General features: G+C 35.0%; 16 protein-coding genes and 1 pseudogene. 12 read left to right on the top strand and 5 right to left on the bottom strand.

What is annotated here, in order from left to right; translation table 11 throughout:
* Window positions 1–309 precede the first annotated feature (309 nt).
* The 8 genes from AABL52_RS11270 to AABL52_RS11305 all read left to right on the top strand — a co-directional run bounded on the left by AABL52_RS11270 (window position 310) and on the right by AABL52_RS11305 (window position 8633).
* A complete protein-coding gene (locus tag AABL52_RS11270; protein ID WP_341519402.1) occupies window positions 310–1218 on the top strand; it encodes a DMT family transporter in 909 nt (302 codons plus the stop codon).
* 329 nt (window positions 1219–1547) lie between these two features.
* Complete coding sequence (locus AABL52_RS11275; protein ID WP_341519403.1) at window positions 1548–2369, top strand: peptidoglycan-N-acetylglucosamine deacetylase; 822 nt, start codon at window positions 1548–1550, stop codon at window positions 2367–2369.
* 713 nt (window positions 2370–3082) lie between these two features.
* Window positions 3083–4150, top strand: coding sequence for a glycoside hydrolase family 113 (locus tag AABL52_RS11280; protein ID WP_341519404.1), 1068 nt, complete (start codon window positions 3083–3085; stop codon window positions 4148–4150).
* A gap of 89 nt (window positions 4151–4239) precedes the next feature.
* Window positions 4240–4431, top strand: a complete 192-nt coding sequence (locus AABL52_RS11285) for a DUF378 domain-containing protein (protein ID WP_000670803.1) — start codon at window positions 4240–4242, stop codon at window positions 4429–4431.
* Between the two features lie 210 nt (window positions 4432–4641).
* Window positions 4642–5724: a 3-phosphoserine/phosphohydroxythreonine transaminase gene (gene serC, locus AABL52_RS11290; RefSeq protein WP_341519405.1), complete on the top strand. Its 1083-nt coding sequence runs from the start codon at window positions 4642–4644 to the stop codon at window positions 5722–5724.
* A 12-nt stretch (window positions 5725–5736) separates the two neighbouring features.
* Window positions 5737–6909, top strand: coding sequence for a 3-phosphoglycerate dehydrogenase family protein (locus AABL52_RS11295; protein WP_341519406.1), 1173 nt, complete (start codon window positions 5737–5739; stop codon window positions 6907–6909).
* A 13-nt stretch (window positions 6910–6922) separates the two neighbouring features.
* The gene (locus AABL52_RS11300; protein WP_341519407.1) at window positions 6923–8170 is read left to right on the top strand and encodes a DUF1015 domain-containing protein; all 1248 of its coding nucleotides are present in this window, start codon (window positions 6923–6925) and stop codon (window positions 8168–8170) included.
* 85 nt (window positions 8171–8255) lie between these two features.
* Window positions 8256–8633 (top strand): enoyl-CoA hydratase, encoded by a 378-nt coding sequence (locus tag AABL52_RS11305; protein ID WP_341519408.1) that lies wholly within the window; start codon window positions 8256–8258, stop codon window positions 8631–8633.
* Between the two features lie 231 nt (window positions 8634–8864).
* Here AABL52_RS11305 and AABL52_RS11310 read toward each other — a convergent pair whose 3' ends face one another.
* From AABL52_RS11310 to AABL52_RS11320, 3 genes and pseudogenes are all read right to left on the bottom strand, one after another.
* Window positions 8865–9260 (bottom strand): DUF3224 domain-containing protein, encoded by a 396-nt coding sequence (locus tag AABL52_RS11310; protein WP_341519409.1) that lies wholly within the window; start codon window positions 9258–9260, stop codon window positions 8865–8867.
* A gap of 44 nt (window positions 9261–9304) precedes the next feature.
* Window positions 9305–10336: a S66 family peptidase gene (locus tag AABL52_RS11315; protein WP_341519410.1), complete on the bottom strand. Its 1032-nt coding sequence runs from the start codon at window positions 10334–10336 to the stop codon at window positions 9305–9307.
* A 651-nt stretch (window positions 10337–10987) separates the two neighbouring features.
* Window positions 10988–11435 (bottom strand): annotated as a pseudogene (locus AABL52_RS11320) (hypothetical protein).
* Window positions 11436–11884: 449 nt separating this feature from the next.
* Here AABL52_RS11320 and AABL52_RS11325 point away from each other — a divergent pair.
* Window positions 11885–12526: a hypothetical protein gene (locus AABL52_RS11325; protein ID WP_341519411.1), complete on the top strand. Its 642-nt coding sequence runs from the start codon at window positions 11885–11887 to the stop codon at window positions 12524–12526.
* Between the two features lie 191 nt (window positions 12527–12717).
* On the opposite strand, the gene AABL52_RS11330 is transcribed toward AABL52_RS11325, so the two are convergent.
* Window positions 12718–12972 (bottom strand): hypothetical protein, encoded by a 255-nt coding sequence (locus AABL52_RS11330; protein ID WP_000900575.1) that lies wholly within the window; start codon window positions 12970–12972, stop codon window positions 12718–12720.
* A gap of 275 nt (window positions 12973–13247) precedes the next feature.
* Here AABL52_RS11330 and AABL52_RS11335 point away from each other — a divergent pair, with 275 nt between their 5' ends.
* Window positions 13248–13517, top strand: a complete 270-nt coding sequence (locus AABL52_RS11335; RefSeq protein ID WP_000434263.1) for a 2TM domain-containing protein — start codon at window positions 13248–13250, stop codon at window positions 13515–13517.
* A gap of 311 nt (window positions 13518–13828) precedes the next feature.
* On the opposite strand, the gene AABL52_RS11340 is transcribed toward AABL52_RS11335, so the two are convergent.
* On the bottom strand, window positions 13829–14701 hold the full coding sequence (locus tag AABL52_RS11340) for a LysR family transcriptional regulator (RefSeq protein ID WP_341519412.1): 873 nt from the start codon (window positions 14699–14701) through the stop codon (window positions 13829–13831).
* 182 nt (window positions 14702–14883) lie between these two features.
* Between AABL52_RS11340 and AABL52_RS11345 the strand changes: the two genes are divergently transcribed.
* Together AABL52_RS11345 and AABL52_RS11350 are read left to right on the top strand one after the other, a co-directional pair.
* A complete protein-coding gene (locus AABL52_RS11345) occupies window positions 14884–15612 on the top strand; it encodes a (Fe-S)-binding protein (protein ID WP_341519413.1) in 729 nt (242 codons plus the stop codon).
* Entirely contained in the window at window positions 15609–17021 is a 1413-nt protein-coding gene (locus tag AABL52_RS11350; protein WP_341519414.1) for a LutB/LldF family L-lactate oxidation iron-sulfur protein, read from the top strand. Before AABL52_RS11345 ends, AABL52_RS11350 begins: the two co-directional genes overlap by 4 nt.

A 17021-nucleotide genomic window follows, 5' to 3' on the forward strand; every position in this document is an offset into this window, starting at 1 on the left:
TATTTAAATTCTAGAAAAAATCAGTTCGTCTTCTAATACAACTACATTAAACTTTACAAAGAAAAATAGTGACTATCTTAGTTGCTATTTTTCTTTGTAATTTGTAACGTTTTATGAGGTCATATTAATTAAAAAGGACTAGGTACTAATTCTATATTGTATCGTTATATGTTTCCTTTGAAATCTGTACCATGACAGGTGTGAAATTCAATGGTATGGAAAACGATCGATATCCGTTAGAATCATAATGTATTAGCTTACCCAGTTTAACTACAAATTACATTTATGTATCTATAAAAGGAGGATCGAATGAAAAACAACATAAGAAAAGGAATGTTACTTGGTTGTATTGGTGTTATTTGTTTTAGTCTTACACTCCCAGCAACAAGAACGGCCGTACCCTACTTTGGCGAGGCAATTGTTGGGTTAGGTAGAGTTGTCATTGCAGCAATAATAGTAGGTATTATTTTTATTAAAAACCAAGAAAAAATACCAAATAAAGACCAAATGAAAAGCCTATGGATTGTTGCTATTGGTGCTGTACTTGCTTTTCCATTATTATCAACCTACGCAATGAAATCGCTGCCTGTATCACACGGAGCCATTGAGGTGGCATTATTACCACTTGCAACAGCTGGCTTTGCGACGTGGAGGGGGGGAGAGCAACTTTCCAAGCGTTATTGGATTGCAAGTATCATTAGTACAATAACTGTTTTTCTTTATGCTGGGTATCTTGGATTAGGCCAATTACAGATGGGTGATATAGCATTAATTGCAGCTGTATTAATTCTCGGTTTAAGCTATGCAGAAGGAGGCAAACTTTCAAAGGATCTTGGAAGTTGGAAAGTAATCGCATGGGCGAATTTAATCGGTGCTCCTTTCTTTATAATTCCTGTTGGACTAAGCATATCCAGTGATATGCTTCAAGCGCCTATAGAGGCCTGGATTAGCTTATTCTACTTAGCTATCATAAGTCAATTTTTAGCATATATCGCTTGGTACGGCGGCATGTCTTTAGGTGGCATTGCAAAAGTTGGTCAGTTGCAATATTTACAACCATTTTTAATGATTATTTTTTCAGTTTTATTCTTAGGTGAATCAATTACATGGCTAACAATTGTCTTAGCTTTTATTGTTGTCATCTGTGTAATTGTGGGTAAAAGTGAACCTTCAACTAAGAAGGAATCTTACTATGAAAAGCATGTAATTCATAAATAAGGTGTCAAATTTATACCAAGCTAATTAATTATTTCAGTTAGAAACATAATAAAAAATTCAATGTCTTAGAAGTGAAATTCAAACAAATTAAATATTAGATATTCACTCCTCTTTAATAGGGTGAATCTTGAGATATATTTAGTTATCTATGAAAAGAAAATTAAAAGTTACGAGGTACTAAATCGTAAAGGTACTACTAAATACAAAAAGTGATTGAGGATAGTACAGCTTTTATAATATCCAGAAAAAACTTACACTTTCAATTTGTTAATCATGGTAAAACTAAACAACATGAAGTGGAATAATAGGATAGAAAGAAGAAATAATGTATGAAAATTAGGCTTAAGAAAAAGAGAGTTATAAGTGTATTACTAGCTATTATAGTAGTAGCGATAGGTTATTACATGTTTCAATCTATTACGAATCCTAAGCTAGTAAATGCGGCAGAAGGAAACAGCGTTCAACAAGTGAGCAGTCTACCTAAAAATGAATTAAAAAAATCAATACCTAATCGTTTTGATGGCAAAGAAAGAAAAGTTGTATATTTAACTTTTGATGATGGACCAGGAAAATATACATCTAATCTATTAGATGTATTAAAGAGAAATAATGTGAAAGCAACATTCTTTTTAATTGGTAACAATGTGAAAAGGTTCCCAAATTTAGTGAAACGAGAGCATGTAGAAAACCATTATGTGGGCATGCATAGTATGACACATGATTTTAAAAATCTATACACCAATCAAGAATATGTTAAAGAAATGAAAGAGGACCAATCTTTAATTAGACATGTTATTGGAAACTCACCGAAATTAACACGGCCACCATATGGATCAATGCCTGGCTTAAATGAATCACTTCGAAATCAAGTGATCGGAAATGATTTAAAAGTATGGGATTGGACAATTGATTCTTTAGATTGGAAATACAATAAATTACCCGTTGATGTAGCAGCTGCAAAGATTGTTCAAAATGTCTTAGCAGGTGCGACGTCTTCAAAAGAAATTGTTTTAATGCATGATATTCATCCACAATCTGTCGCGGCAGTTCCAGCAATTATAAAAGGGTTAAAAGAAAAAGGGTATGAATTTGAAGCTTATGATGAGAATAATCATTTTCCAATAAACTTCTGGCATGATAATCGTATATAAAAAGATATGTATTAGTTAAAAGAAACTCAGAATGAAATTGGCAATTTATATAGGGTTTATATATTAGTAAGAGCGTGTTTAGATAAATAGATGAAAACACGCTCTTTTTATTGTGCTATTTTTCGTTAGAAATTGAAGTTAATACTTTCATGTCTTTGGACAATAGCACATTAAGATAGGAGGGGAGTTTAACTCACATCCCCTGAAGTGTTCGTTAAATCCCGATTTAATGAACACTTGGATAATATACGTATCTCTCTCCCTTCTTTATTTTTTAACTAAAAGAATTAATTATAGGTATAATGTTCATGAAGTAATTATTACTTTGTACACAGTTAAGAATTTATTTGTATGATGGTGTAATTTTTGAAAGGAGAAAAAAGGAATTCTTAACTGAAAAGATAGATAATGAAGTAAATGTAATACAAACAAAAATGAATTTGGATAAAAATGTTTTGATACATTTATGAGTATAAAAATTTATTTATACGAAAAGATAGATGTGTTTGGATTATGAGAAAAAGTAAAAAAAGGAGTGAAAATAAGCTCCTTTTTTATTTACCTTACTATTTTTAGGAGGTTAGTATGAATAAGGTGTGAATAAAGGATGAATAGCATTTTTTTGGATGAAAATTCCACCCTTTTTTGTATGGGATATATATGAAACATTGTATAAAATAATCAAGAAAGCCAAAAATTATAGGAGGAAAGTTGTGAAGAAAAATAAGAGTTTAGTAAGTTTTTTAGGAGTGTTTATTATGTTGTTTTCTTTTTGTTTTCAAGGAAATGTACAGGCAGATGTAAATACTGTTCAATCTGGGAAAATCAAATCAGGAAATGTAACGGTATGGGAAGTTGGGAATGTGGCGAAAGTGTTAGCTGATGTAGAGCGCTTAAATTTAAATACCGTAAATGTACCGATTCAAGTAGATATTCCGAACGTGACTTCTACGAACATGGTAATTAATCAAGCGCAAAAGCAACAGGCTATTCTTTTAATTCAAGAATTATTAAAGCGTAATATTCAAGTTATAGTGGAACCGTTCCCGTATATTCAGCAAGGAAATGTTGGGGAAACGGAATGGAATCCGAGTAATATTAATGATTTCTTCTGGAATTGGAAAACGGTTATTTTGCAAGATATCTTTACTTCCATTACAAGTAAATACAATGTGTACGGAATCAAGATTGCTTCTAATTTCGTGAATATGGAATATGCAGAAGGATATTGGAGCGATACGATTGATTTTGTTCGTCAGCAGTATAAGGGGAATGTTTTGTATCAAATGAATTGGTGGTTAACAGCAAGTTGGGATCCTTCTTATGAAGCGAAGTTTGTAGAGAAAATCAATCGTCCGTATTTAAAAAAGGTAGATATTGTTAGTATCGATAGTTGGTTTGAAGTTTCGGGAAAAAGAAATCCATCATACGAAGAAGTGAAGCAAAGTTTATTTGCCACAACAGTGTATAATCGTGGGCAAAATGTTGTGCAGCAACTAGAACAATTACATAAAGCAACAGGAAAACCGGTTTATTTTGGTGGATTTAACGTTCCGGCACGTGAACTAGGCTTGCAAAATCCGTGGAATCCAGATGTATCTAATGTGTTTTCAAAGGACGTACAATTAAACGGATGGCGTGCTTACCGTGATGTATTAGAACCGAAACCATATTTTAAAGGTTTTTCAATTTGGTTTATTGGCTCTCATAATAGTACGCATGCGTATCAAATACATAGTAAAGAAGCAGAGGCAGTTATTAGCGGCTGGTACCGAAAATAATTTTTATAAAATAGGTAAGTTTTGAATTTTACCACATATATTTCTAGTGAAAGGCCTTTCACCATCTTATCACCTAGGGGGCAATCATAATGAAATTTTTGTCTTACCTTACCGTAATTTTGGTGATTCTTGGCGGTTTGAATTGGTTGTTTGTAGCGTTAGATTACAATGTAGTTGAGAAATGGTTTGGTTCTATGCCGGCGCTTGTGGACACTATTTATTGGCTCATTGGTCTTTCTGCTATTTATCAAATTTTTGATCGGTTTTTCACGGACAATTAGCAATTATACTTTATTACTAGAGTGTTAAGTACGATTATGTACTTAACACTTTTTTGTATGTTTATAAAAAATAGTTTGCACATGCAAGCGATTCCATTGCGTCTTACGCCGTAATAATAGAAAACAAATTGACCACGTATTATATTTTAGGTTATAATTCAGAAAGTTTAAAAAATAATAAAAATGAGAAATAGGGAGGTTTTCAGGGTGATGGAGAGAGTGTATAATTTTTCAGCTGGACCATCAATACTCCCTTTGCCAGTTTTAGAGAAAGTGCAAAAGGAGCTTGTAAATTATAACGGGACAGGCATGTCTATTATGGAAATGAGTCATCGATCTTCTTATTTTCAAAGTATTATAGATGAAGCGAGTAACCTAATTCGTGAATTAATGAACATTCCTGATGAGTATGAAGTACTGTTTTTACAAGGCGGTGCGTCATTACAATTTTCTATGATACCGTTAAATTTAATGAATACGTATAAAAAAGCAGGGTACGTATTGACTGGCTCATGGTCTAAAAAGGCGCTGCAAGAAGCTGAAAAAGTAGGGGAAGTACAAGTGATTGCTTCTTCTGAACAAGCGAAGTTTACTACAATTCCTAAATTAGATGGTTTACTGAGCAATGAAAAACTAGATTATGTACATATAACAACGAACAATACAATTGAGGGGACGAAATATGTGGACATTCCACATTTAGATAAAGTACCGCTCGTTGCGGATATGTCCTCAAATATTTTATCAGAACAATATGATGTTACGAAGTTTGGTCTTATATATGCGGGAGCGCAAAAGAATTTAGGGCCAGCGGGCTTAACGATTGCTATTATAAAAAGAGATTTAATTGGGGGAGCAGAACGCTCTTGTCCTACGATGTTAAACTATGAAACTTACAGCAAAAATAACTCCTTATATAATACACCGCCATCCTTTAGTATTTACGTAACGAAACTTGTACTAGAGTGGCTGAAAGAGCAAGGCGGGGTATCTGCGATTGAAGAACAAAATAGAATGAAATCTTCACTTCTTTATAATTTCTTAGATGAATCAAAATTGTTTACTTCACCAGTTGATCCTATGTATCGATCACTTATGAACATTCCGTTTACAACACCGTCAGAAGATCTGAACAGTGAGTTTTTACAAAAAGCGAAAGAACGCGGCCTTGTTACATTAAAAGGACATCGCTCAGTCGGTGGTATGCGCGCAAGTATTTACAATGCGATGCCAGTACAAGGCGTACAACAATTAGTAAATTATATGAAGGAATTTGAGCTTGAGAATAGATAGGGAGATGGGAATATGTTTCGTGTTCAAACGTTAAATCAAATTGCAGAAAAAGGTTTGCAAGTACTCAGCGGAGATCGCTATGAAGTAGGGGATAGAATGGACCACCCAGATGGTATTTTACTTCGCAGCTATTCTTTACATCAAGAAGATTTTTCAAAAGACTTAAAGGCGATTGCAAGAGCTGGTGCTGGTGTAAATAATATTCCTGTCGAGCGATGTACAGAAAAAGGGATTGTAGTATTTAATACACCAGGAGCGAATGCCAATGCAGTAAAGGAACTTATTATCGCCAGCCTTATTATGTCTTCACGTAACATTATTAACGGAGTAAGCTGGACGAAAAATTTAGAGGGCGATGAAGTACCGCAGCTTGTTGAATCAGGAAAGAAACAATTTGTTGGGTCAGAAATTGCAGGGAAGCGTCTAGGGGTTATCGGCCTTGGTGCAATCGGTGCTTTAGTTGCGAACGATGCGTTAGCTTTAGGAATGGACGTTGTCGGATATGATCCTTACATTTCAGTTGAAACTGCATGGCGCCTTTCTACACATGTGCAAAGAGCATTTAGTTTAGATGAAATCTTTGCAACGTGTGATTATATTACACTGCATATTCCTCTTACGAATCAAACGAAGGGAATCATTGGTGAACACGCTGTAGAGAAGATGAAAAAGGGTATGCGTCTATTCAATTTCTCTAGGGGAGAACTTGTAGATGAAAATGTTCTTCAAAAAGCGTTAGAAGAAGATGTTATTACGCATTACGTAACAGACTTCCCGAATGAAAATGTTATAAAGATGAAAAATGTAACAGCGACGCCTCACCTTGGTGCATCTACGTCAGAATCGGAAGAAAATTGTGCGATCATGGCAGCGCGTCAATTACGTGAATATTTAGAGACAGGAAATATTCGAAATTCAGTCAACTATCCAAACGTAGAATTACCGTATATCGGAAAAAAACGAATTACGATTATGCATCAAAACGTTCCGAACATGGTAGGACAAATTACAGGATGTTTAGCAGAGCATCATATTAATATTGCTGATATGATTAATCGTAGTAAACATTCTTGGGCGTACACAATGATTGATATTGATAACGGAATTGATGATATAATAAAAGAGAATATAGTGGGAAATATAAGCAAAATTACAGGTGTTGTAGCCGTTCGAATGATTGTGTAAAGGAGAGAGGGAATTGGCAAAAATCCGACCGTTTCGGGCCATTCGTCCAGTAGAAGAAAAAGCAGCGGAAGTTGCAGCTTTACCGTATGACGTATTAAATAGTGAAGAAGCAAGAGAAGTTGTAAAAGGGAATCCGTATTCTTTTTTACACGTTGATAAAGCAGAAATTGATTTAGACCCGGCACTTTCACCGTACGATGATCGTGTATATGAAAAAGCGGGTGAAAATTTAAATCGATTTATACGAGAAGAAGTATTCATTCAAGACGAAGAGCCAGCACTATACATTTATGAACTGACGATGCAAGGAAGAACGCAGTCAGGCCTTGTCGTTTGTACATCTATTGATGAGTATGAAGATGATACAATTAAAAAACATGAAAGAACGCGTCATGAAAAAGAACTAGATCGCATTCGTCACGTAGATGTGTGTGATGCAAATACGGGTCCTATCTTTTTAACGTATCGTACTAAAGAAGAGATAAAGCGTTTCATTGCCAGCTGGAAAGAAGAACATGCACCAATCTATACATTTACAGCAGAAGACGGCGTTAGGCATGTTGCTTGGAAAATAGCTGATGAAGAAGTAATTACAAGTTTAGTAAACTTATTTGAAGATATCCCTAACTTGTACATTGCAGATGGGCATCATCGCTCTGCATCAGCTGCAAAAGTAGGGCTCATGCGAAGAGAACAATATCCGAATTACACAGGGGAAGAGGAATTTAATTTCTTCTTATCTGTTTTATTCCCACACGATGAATTATCCATTTGGGACTATAACCGAGTTGTAAAAGACTTAAACGGCTTATCAGAAGAACAGTTTTTAAAGCAAATTGGACAATACTTTTATGTAGAAGAAGCACCTGTTTCTCCGTATAAACCAAATGAGCCAAAAACTTTTGGAATGTATGTAAATGAGAAGTGGTATAAGCTTACAGTGAAAGAGGAAACGTTTGATGCGAATGATCTCGTGAAAGGTTTAGATGTATCTATTCTGCAAGATCATTTATTAAGCCAAGTACTTGAAATACACGATCCGCGATCTGATTCACGTATCGATTTTGTCGGAGGAATCCGCGGATTAGAAGAACTAAAACGTCTTGTAAAGAGCGGTGAATATAAAGTAGCGTTTTCATTATATCCGACATCAATGGAAGCTTTATTGGCAATCGCAGACGCTGGAGAAATTATGCCGCCGAAGTCAACGTGGTTTGAACCGAAACTGCGTAGTGGGTTGTTTGTACATTCTTTAAAGTAAATATAGACTTCTTTAGATTGAAAAACCGAAATGATTATAGTTTCGGTTTTTCTTATGTTAAAAGTGTTTTTGAGGAGGGGGATAGATGAAATTGCAAGTAGGCGAAAAAATCACCTTTGAGCGAACTTTTACGAAAGAGGATGTTGTTTTATTTACGGAAGTATCGAAAGATGAAGGTGTTCATCATGTTACACCAGATGAGCAGGGGAGATTTGTTGTACAAGGGCTGTTAACATCAACGTTGCCTACAAAAATTGGCGGTGACTATAACGTACTAGCTCGCAAAATGGATTTTGAATTTTTACGTCCTGTTTTTAGTGGTGATACGATTCGCTGTGACGTAACCATTGAAAAATTTGAGCTCGACGAAAAAAATCGTACAAAAATTATTGCGATGTTTATATGTAGGAATCAACTTGAAAAGGAAGTGTTGAAGGGAAGTTTTTCGGGAATTATTCTTTAGTTAGTAGAAAAAGTAATGAATAGGTGGGGGGCCATGTCACTCGGGCTTAGATTTTTAATTCCCCCCATAACGAAAATTTTATGTATCATTGAATACTGATAATAAGACGTTATGCAATATACTCTGTTCTTTTCTTAACTAATAGAAGAATAGTTGAATAAGCCCATCAACAAAAAGGACATTCCTAGTATTACAAGAAATGTCCTTTCCACTAAATTATAGGGTATTTTGCTAATATTCAAACTCTAAAATTAGTTTACTTGTTTGACCTGTAAACTGATAATTATAGGATCCTCGCAGATTTTCTAAGTTACCGGTAGTTTTAATAATTGTTCCTGGGGAATCTAGATTTCCTTTATCAAATATTCCTTGCTCTATAGCTGTAAATGTTCCTTGTTGCCCCTTGTAAATTCCTTCAAAGTGTAAAAATCCAGAAATTTTAGCAGTAGCCAAGTGACCATCATTTATATTTGAGTCTAAATAATATAATAAGTATTCAACAAAAGCTTTTCCTTTTAATTCCCCATCAATATCATATTCAACATGAGCAATATTAATAGGGAAATCTTTTCTAGTATCATCAATTGGTTTTTCATCCCATTTACTTACTGTAAATGTTACTTCCATACACGTAATCTCCCTCCAATTAGATACTTATTTAAAGTTTTCCTTTATTCCACGCCACTCTCTAAAATAGAGAAAGACCCATTTTCACAATCAATTTCTGCCATCGCACCGTAAGGTAAAATAAACTTCGGCTCGGTATGACCAAAATTTAAATTATAAAGAATAGGCAAATCTTCTAAATGATGTTCCTTCATAACCTGCAGTATTTCATGTTTATATTCTTCATAATATTGTTCATCTTTCGGTTTACCGAAGATGATACCTTTTGCTTTTTGCAGAATACCTTGCGCTGCATAATTTCGTAACCAATACTTTATGTAACTTGGTTCTGGATAATCTTCAGAAGTTTCAAAGAAGAGAATACTATCCTCCCAATGTTTTTTTGCAGGCCAAAGCTCCGTTCCTTTTGCAAATTCAAGTACCTCTATACAACCACCAATTAAACGCCCTTGTACGGTAGTAGAGCCCTGAAGTAGTTCATATCCATTGTTTTGTTGCATCGTACGCCTTGTATCTTTATTTACCTCTATCCATTCTAAACGCTCACTTGTCCATTTAGGAGCTGGTTGAATCTCGCCAATTGTCTCATTTGAAAAGAGAGTTCGATTTACCATTTCAATTGTATATGGATCCATCTCTACATTTTCAGCAAAATCAGTTAAAATGGCTGGACCGTATAAAGAGGAAAGCCCTGCTTTATGGCAAAATAAATGTGAAATAGTAACGTCAGAGTATCCCATAAAAATTTTCGGGTTTTCACGTATCACATTAAAATCTATATAGGGAAGTAAACGAATGCTATCTTCACCGCCAATATTCGCAATAATTGCTTTCACGCGCGTATCTTTAAAAGCTGTCATTAAATCTTCCGCACGCGCCTGTGGATTGTTATAAACGAATTCGCTACCTTTTAAACTATTTGGCATTGGGATAACCGTAAGACCGAAAACTTCTTCTAATCTCTTTACTCCTTGTTCATACCGCCATCTTATCTCAGAATCACCTGCGCCTCCCCATGAAGGGCTTACTGTTGCCACAATATCTCCTGCCTGTAATCTCTTTGGTTTCTTTAACATGTGAACTCCGCTCCTACATAATGTAATGGATTACGATAATACAAACTGTAGCATTGAAAAATATGATGCATCACATTTATTTCTTCGTCATCAATTCGTTTACCTGCTGGTATTCAAGAATTTAGCATTCGTGTTGAATATAGGAATAATTGATTCATATTTAAAAATTACAGTATGCAACATTGCATAAGAAAGATGGTTGCTATTTTCTGCAATCTGTAACTGTAATGATTATAAGTTGGTCGTATTCAATCCAAAAAATAAAATCATCATGAATGGAAAGGTTACAGCTTTTCCTGAACAAGAAAGCTATCGCCTTTAGGCACTTGGGATGAAAGTGAGATTGGATGGGAGTGTCACTAAAAATCGCAACGTTCGTGATACTTTAAGCGTCTGAAGTATAGGTAGTTTCTTCGGTTTTTTTGTTGGGATTTTTAGGGGAGTATTCTTTAATTATTAGATAGAGAGGTAAAATACACCTAATTACTAGGTGTATTTTTTAGAATTGAAAACCACATATGTATTGGAAATTTCTCTCGGGTAGAGTGTATCACAATAGAAATCATGTATATACATACTATTCGTTACATCAAATGGTTTCCTTGTAAATATATGAAAATGGTAAACAAAATAGATTTCAATTTTGGTAACTTAAATACCTGTACCATGCTCAGAATTAGCAGGAGCGCCGCCAGTATTGCCATGAGATTCAACTTTTGGAGCTGGGAAATGTTCATGCCCTTCCTTGTTTAGGAGCACCACCAGTGTCACCGATGTTTAATGCAGGAGCGCCGCCAGTATCGCCAATATTGAAAGCAGGAGCCCAAGTATCCCCTTTATTGTAAGATGAAATAGGAGGTCTGCCATGATCATAAGCAGGAGCGCCACCGCCATCCCCAATGCTTACTGATTTAGGAGCAGGAGTATCGCCAACATTGAAAGTAGGAGCGCCACCGTGGTCCCCATGGCTTTCTAATTTCGGAGCAAAAGTTTCACCGTGCTCAGCTTTTACAACGCCGCCATCCCCAATATTTACACCAAAAAGACCAAAGCTAAGTACCGATAAACCTACAACAGCTGTACTAATTTTTCTTTTCAATCTATATCTCTCCTTTTGTTATGTTTTTCATTTTGTCTAAACATGGTAGATAAAATGAAATGAATCGTAAAAAATTTCCAATTATATTACGATATACGAATAATTCTGTGTAATATTTTGTAAAACCTCCTTGAAATTTGAATTTTATGAAAATAAAATTCGACATGGTTCATTTTTCAATTCGTTGAATAGATTTTGATTGAGTTTTTATAAAGCTATTCGTTAACCTTAGGACCGAAAGTAGTTCTTAATTTCTTTATACCGTGGTCATAAGGTTATTTTAGCTTTGAATTAAATTAAAGCCCTCTTGCTGTATATTTAAAAAGTACAGTATGCAACATTGCATAAGAAAGATGGTTGCTATTTCGTATGACCTGTAACTATAATAGTTACAGGTTGGTCGTATCCAATCAAAAAAATAAAATCATCATGAATGGAGATGTTTCATAATGGGTATGAAAAAAATAATTTTAGCAGGTGCTTTAGGTATCGCAGCATTATCAGGAACGAATTTACCAGGATTAGAACTGTCAAAAGCGAGTGCGGCTTCTATTGAGTCGAATTTCTCGACGTTAGAAGGACGAGTAATAGAAGTAGATAAAGGTGTGATTGTTGTAAAATCTAAGCAATATGAAGAACCTGTTAGTGTGTACATGGATTCATTTTCAAATGTGAAAATAGGAGATGAAGTAAAAGCTACTGGATCTATGATGCGTAATTTCACGGAATATATGATTGCAAATACAGTTGAAAATACTTCAAATAAATTAGGTATGCACATGAAAGAAGACGGCTCTCCTGATTATGTAATTGGAGAAGTATCAAAAGTAGGAACAATGGAAGAAGAGGGAGACGTTTCTACTAAATATGTCGGAGTTGAGTATCCATCGCTAAACGGGAAGAAAGTGATTATTGATGTTTTCTTAACAAAGGGACAAGTATTTCATACAGGTGAGAAAGTAAAAATTGATATGAAGTATGTGGGCTGGGGTGGAAGTTCTATTAACTGGAACACAACGGATCATATCGAAAAAGTGTATGAGGTAAAGAGCAACGTTGAAAATAATGATGATGTTTGGATTTGGTCTTAATTAGACTTCTGTAAATAACAAATGTACCATGCAGTACCCATCGAATTATCATATGTATGATAATTCGGTGGGTACTTTTTCTTTATTTTATATTCGGGGCTAAGGTACATCATTGTCTATAATAATTTTTAAAATGCGGGTGTACAGTTGAATCGAATAAACCCATACAGACAAGTGCTTTAGCCTATTGCTTATGCATTGATTTTATTCAAAATTGAGACCCTATTGGTCGTAAATAATAGATAATTTTGTTTTACTGTTCTGATTAAAATCCGGTCTGTTGTAGCGTATGCTGTTCCAATTCGGATTACGTTTTCTTCTTCTACACCAGCATAGGTTTCATCTTCTGTAACTTCAATAATTTCACTTAATGGAATTTGAATCTTAGCTAGTTGCCATGAAATAATTAATTCTCCATCTGTTTTTTTGATATCGATACCTAGCATGTTACCAAAACCTTTCTGTATTAAAATATCGCTATTAATTTTATTATACAGATTTAAAGGTTTTATTTCTATTGTGAAATTTGATTTTTCAATTTTTTCACAAGGTATCGTACTACGAACAAAAAAGGGTATCCACTAGCCACCTGCAATCTTCCTGAAATGAAGACGATCTTTTTTATTTTGTGAATTTTTGAGAATAAGAGATTTTTGATTAGAATATGATGTTTAAATCGGAGCGAATTTAAAAAATACAATAATGAAAGAGGTGTTTATAAATGGAGCAAGATGAGGTTTATTTACGAGCTAAAAAAAGGGTGGAGAATTTAAAAGCATTTTACATTCACTTAACGGTTTATATTCTAGTGAACTTAATGCTTTTTATTATAAATATAAGCTCTGATTCAAGTAAATTATGGTTTTTATATCCACTTGCAGGTTGGGGAATCGGTATCGTTATACATGGTTTGACAACTTTTCCAGTTGGGATATTCGGAAAAGAGTGGGAAGAACGAAAAATTAAAGAATATATGGAGAAAGATAAGTAAATCCATTTTGATAATTCGATTTTCAAAATAAATACTGAGGATGGAGTAGTGTTCTACGCCCGTTTAGAAAAATGGGATATAAAGAAGTAAGGTGTGACGTTCGGCGTAAAGACCTTACTGAGGATTACAATTCATTAAAAAAACAAAGATGTGAAGTCCCTTCTATGACTTCGCGTCTTTGTTTTTTCTGTTTAGAAGGATTACTGAGACATATAACATGTCCAATGATAATAATAGAAGAAATAATTTTATAAACGAGGTAATAGCGATGGAGAAGCGAATAGATCTATCTCTACACTTCTAGGCTTTATTCATGTACATTCTATAAATCGTTGAGCTCTTTTAGAAAGCTTCCGATTTTTTAGCCATATAATCGATGATTCGGATTGATAAGGAAAATCCATTACATCTACTATTTTTATAAATTCTTGCGGGATATGAGATACAGCGCTTTTCGGCAAGATAGAGGCGCCGATTCCAGTCATGATAAGCATAAGAATAAATGCTGAGTCAGGACATTCACATGCTATATTTAATTGAATACCAAGGTGCTTGCATTCATCAATGACGAGCTGATGATAGCTGTTTTCTGTATCTTTATGTAAAAGTAAGAGGGGAATATGACTTAATTCGGTTAGAGGAATTGGAAGCTGTGAGTGATATAGTTCCCATTTAGCAGGCATGATTAATACGAATGGTTCCTTTGATAAACTAATACTAGAAAAAACATCTTTATTAAAGGGCGCGCGCAAGATAGCAAGTTCGATATTCCGATTTTCTAATTGCTCTATTAAGTAAAAAGGACCACCTTCCCATATTTTTAAGTTCACATTTGGATAGTTATCTCGAAAATAGCGGATTTTTTCAGAGAGAAAAGGAATGCAAGAATGGAATGCTCCAATAGAAAGATTACCCCTTAGCCCTTCACCGGTATCTTTAATTTCCGTAATGGTTTCTTCTAATTGTTGAATAATGTTTTTGGCTTTCGTATATAAAATTTTGCCTTCTTCAGTCAAATGCATATTTCGACCGTTTCTTTCAAATAAGCTTACTGATAATTCTTGTTCTAGTAGAGATAGTTGTCTACTTAAAGGTGGCTGTGCCATATGAAGCCGTTGGGCAGCACGGGTAAGCTGTTTTTCTTCAGCGATTACAGTAAAGTAACGAAGTTTTCTTATATCCATTTTAAAGTCCCTTCTATACCTTTTTTGTATACAAAAACAACCTTATAGATAGTTTTCATATAATATCCCACATGATATCATAAACAAAAAGTTTTAAAAATAGAAAATTCTAAAAATTTAAAAATTAATCTGATAGAGTAATACTTTGAAAATAGATCGTATCGTTTTGAGGGGGGATTTTTATGAAAGTTTCGTTATTTATTACTTGTTTATCAGATGTGTTTTTTCCTCAAGTAGGGAAAAGTGTCGTAGAAATTATGAAGCAATGTGGAGTGGAGCTAGATTTCCCTGAAGGACAGACTTGTTGCGGGCAACCAGCTTACAATAGCGGATATCAAGAAGAAGCAAAACTAGCAGCAAAGCAAATGATAAAAGCATTTGAACATAGCGAATATATTGTAACGCCTTCAGGTTCTTGCGCAAGCATGGTTCATCATTATTATAAAGAGATGTTTAAAGATGATAGTGAATGGTATGAAAAAGCGGTTCATTTAGCGGATAGAACGTATGAGTTGACGGATTTTTTAATAAATGTACTTGGAAAAAGTGATTTGAAATCTAAGTTGGTTGAGAAGGCTGTTTTCCATCAATCTTGTCATATGAGTCGTGCGCTTGGGATAAAAGACGAGCCCTTAAAGTTATTATCGCAAGTAGAAGGCCTAGACGTAAAAGAATTACCATATTGCCAAGATTGCTGCGGGTTTGGTGGTACTTTTGCAGTAAAAATGAGCTCGATTTCTGAAACGATGGTTGATGAAAAAATAAAACATATTGAGGCGACAGAAGCCAATCTGTTAATTGGAGCAGATATGGGATGCCTTATGAATATTGGAGGAAGATTGCGCAGGGAAAATAAAAATATTCAAGTGTTACATGTAGCAGAAGTATTGGCGAAGGGGCTGAATAAATGAGTGTGGCGGGGGAACAAAGTTTTTTGAAAAGAGTAGATAAAGCGTTGCACGATCCGCAGATGAGAAGCGCGGTTCCGTTTACACAAGATAGACTTCGGACGGGACGGGAACAAGCTACACATGAATTAGGAAATATGGAAGAGTGGCGTGAGGCAGCATCTCAAATTCGGATGCATACAATTGAAAATCTAGATAGTTATTTGGAACAATTAGCTACTAATGTTCGAAAAAATGGAGGGCATGTTCATTTCGCTTTCAAAGCAGAAGATGCCGTATCGTATGTTTCTGAAATCGCAAGAAAAAAAGGAGCGAGAGCAGTAATTAAGTCAAAGTCTATGGTTTCAGAAGAAATACACCTTAATAAAAACTTAGAAGAGATAGGCGTAAAAGTAGTAGAGTCTGATCTTGGGGAGTACATTATTCAATTAGCTGGAGAAACTCCATCCCATTTAATTGCTCCAGCTATTCATAAGACGAAAGAACAAGTGGCAGAGCTTTTTTCTAAGGAGGCGGGAAGAAAGATACCAGTGGATACGAATCAATTATTACAATTTGCTAGGGAGCGATTGCGTAAAGCGTTTTTAGAAGCTGATATTGGTATTTCCGGTTGTAACTTTGCGGTAGCGGAATCTGGATCAGTTGTTCTTGTAAGTAATGAGGGAAATGTTCGTCTTACTACGACATTACCAAAAGTTCATATTGCTATTATGGGGATGGAGCGCCTTGTTCCGACATGGAAAGATCTTGATGTGGTTGTTTCGATGTTAACAAGAAGTGCGACAGGCCAAAAGATTACATCTTATGTAACTGGAATTAATGGCGCACGTTTATCTGAAGATATGGATGGACCTGAAGAGTTTCATTTAATTATTCTAGATAATGGTCGTTCTGATATTTTAGGAACTGCTTATGAAGAAGTATTAAAGTGTATAAGGTGCGGAGCTTGTGTAAATGTTTGTCCTGTGTATCGTAATATTGGAGGGCATGCTTATGGAAGTGTGTATAGCGGACCAATTGGAGCAGTACTAGCGCCTTTATTAGAAGGGTATGAAGAATTAAAAGAATTACCTTTTGCATCAAGTTTGTGCGGAGCGTGTACAGACGTTTGCCCCGTGAAAATTCCATTACATGACCTTCTCATTGAACATCGTAAAGATGTGGTGGAACAAGGGTTTATAACGAAATTTGAGCAGCTGGCTTTTAAAGGTTTCACGTTTATGGCGAGCCATCCATTCTTTTATGAGAAAACTATTAAAATGGCATACACAGGTTTATCGATATTTGCAAAAGATGGCTATATTGCGAATGGCCCCGGACCATTAAAAGGGTGGACAAAAAGTAGAGATTTTCCAAAACCTGCGAAACAATCATTCCGTGATTGGTGGAAAAAAGAAATGAGGGATTCATAA

The sequence above is a fragment of the Bacillus paramobilis genome (genome assembly GCF_038096195.1).
GTDB classification, from domain to species: Bacteria; Bacillota; Bacilli; order Bacillales; family Bacillaceae_G; genus Bacillus_A; species Bacillus_A mobilis.

Coding starts and splice junctions, on each gene's coding strand:
- serC (WP_341519405.1), top strand. CDS start 4,642: ATGGAGAGAGTGTATAATTTTTCAGCTGGACCATCAATACTCCCTTTG.
- AABL52_RS11315 (WP_341519410.1), bottom strand. CDS start 10,336: ATGTTAAAGAAACCAAAGAGATTACAGGCAGGAGATATTGTGGCAACA.
- AABL52_RS11295 (WP_341519406.1), top strand. CDS start 5,737: ATGTTTCGTGTTCAAACGTTAAATCAAATTGCAGAAAAAGGTTTGCAA.
- AABL52_RS11285 (WP_000670803.1), top strand. CDS start 4,240: ATGAAATTTTTGTCTTACCTTACCGTAATTTTGGTGATTCTTGGCGGT.
- AABL52_RS11305 (WP_341519408.1), top strand. CDS start 8,256: ATGAAATTGCAAGTAGGCGAAAAAATCACCTTTGAGCGAACTTTTACG.
- AABL52_RS11335 (WP_000434263.1), top strand. CDS start 13,248: ATGGAGCAAGATGAGGTTTATTTACGAGCTAAAAAAAGGGTGGAGAAT.
- AABL52_RS11330 (WP_000900575.1), bottom strand. CDS start 12,972: ATGCTAGGTATCGATATCAAAAAAACAGATGGAGAATTAATTATTTCA.
- AABL52_RS11325 (WP_341519411.1), top strand. CDS start 11,885: ATGGGTATGAAAAAAATAATTTTAGCAGGTGCTTTAGGTATCGCAGCA.
- AABL52_RS11275 (WP_341519403.1), top strand. CDS start 1,548: ATGAAAATTAGGCTTAAGAAAAAGAGAGTTATAAGTGTATTACTAGCT.
- AABL52_RS11340 (WP_341519412.1), bottom strand. CDS start 14,701: ATGGATATAAGAAAACTTCGTTACTTTACTGTAATCGCTGAAGAAAAA.
- AABL52_RS11310 (WP_341519409.1), bottom strand. CDS start 9,260: ATGGAAGTAACATTTACAGTAAGTAAATGGGATGAAAAACCAATTGAT.
- AABL52_RS11350 (WP_341519414.1), top strand. CDS start 15,609: ATGAGTGTGGCGGGGGAACAAAGTTTTTTGAAAAGAGTAGATAAAGCG.
- AABL52_RS11270 (WP_341519402.1), top strand. CDS start 310: ATGAAAAACAACATAAGAAAAGGAATGTTACTTGGTTGTATTGGTGTT.
- AABL52_RS11345 (WP_341519413.1), top strand. CDS start 14,884: ATGAAAGTTTCGTTATTTATTACTTGTTTATCAGATGTGTTTTTTCCT.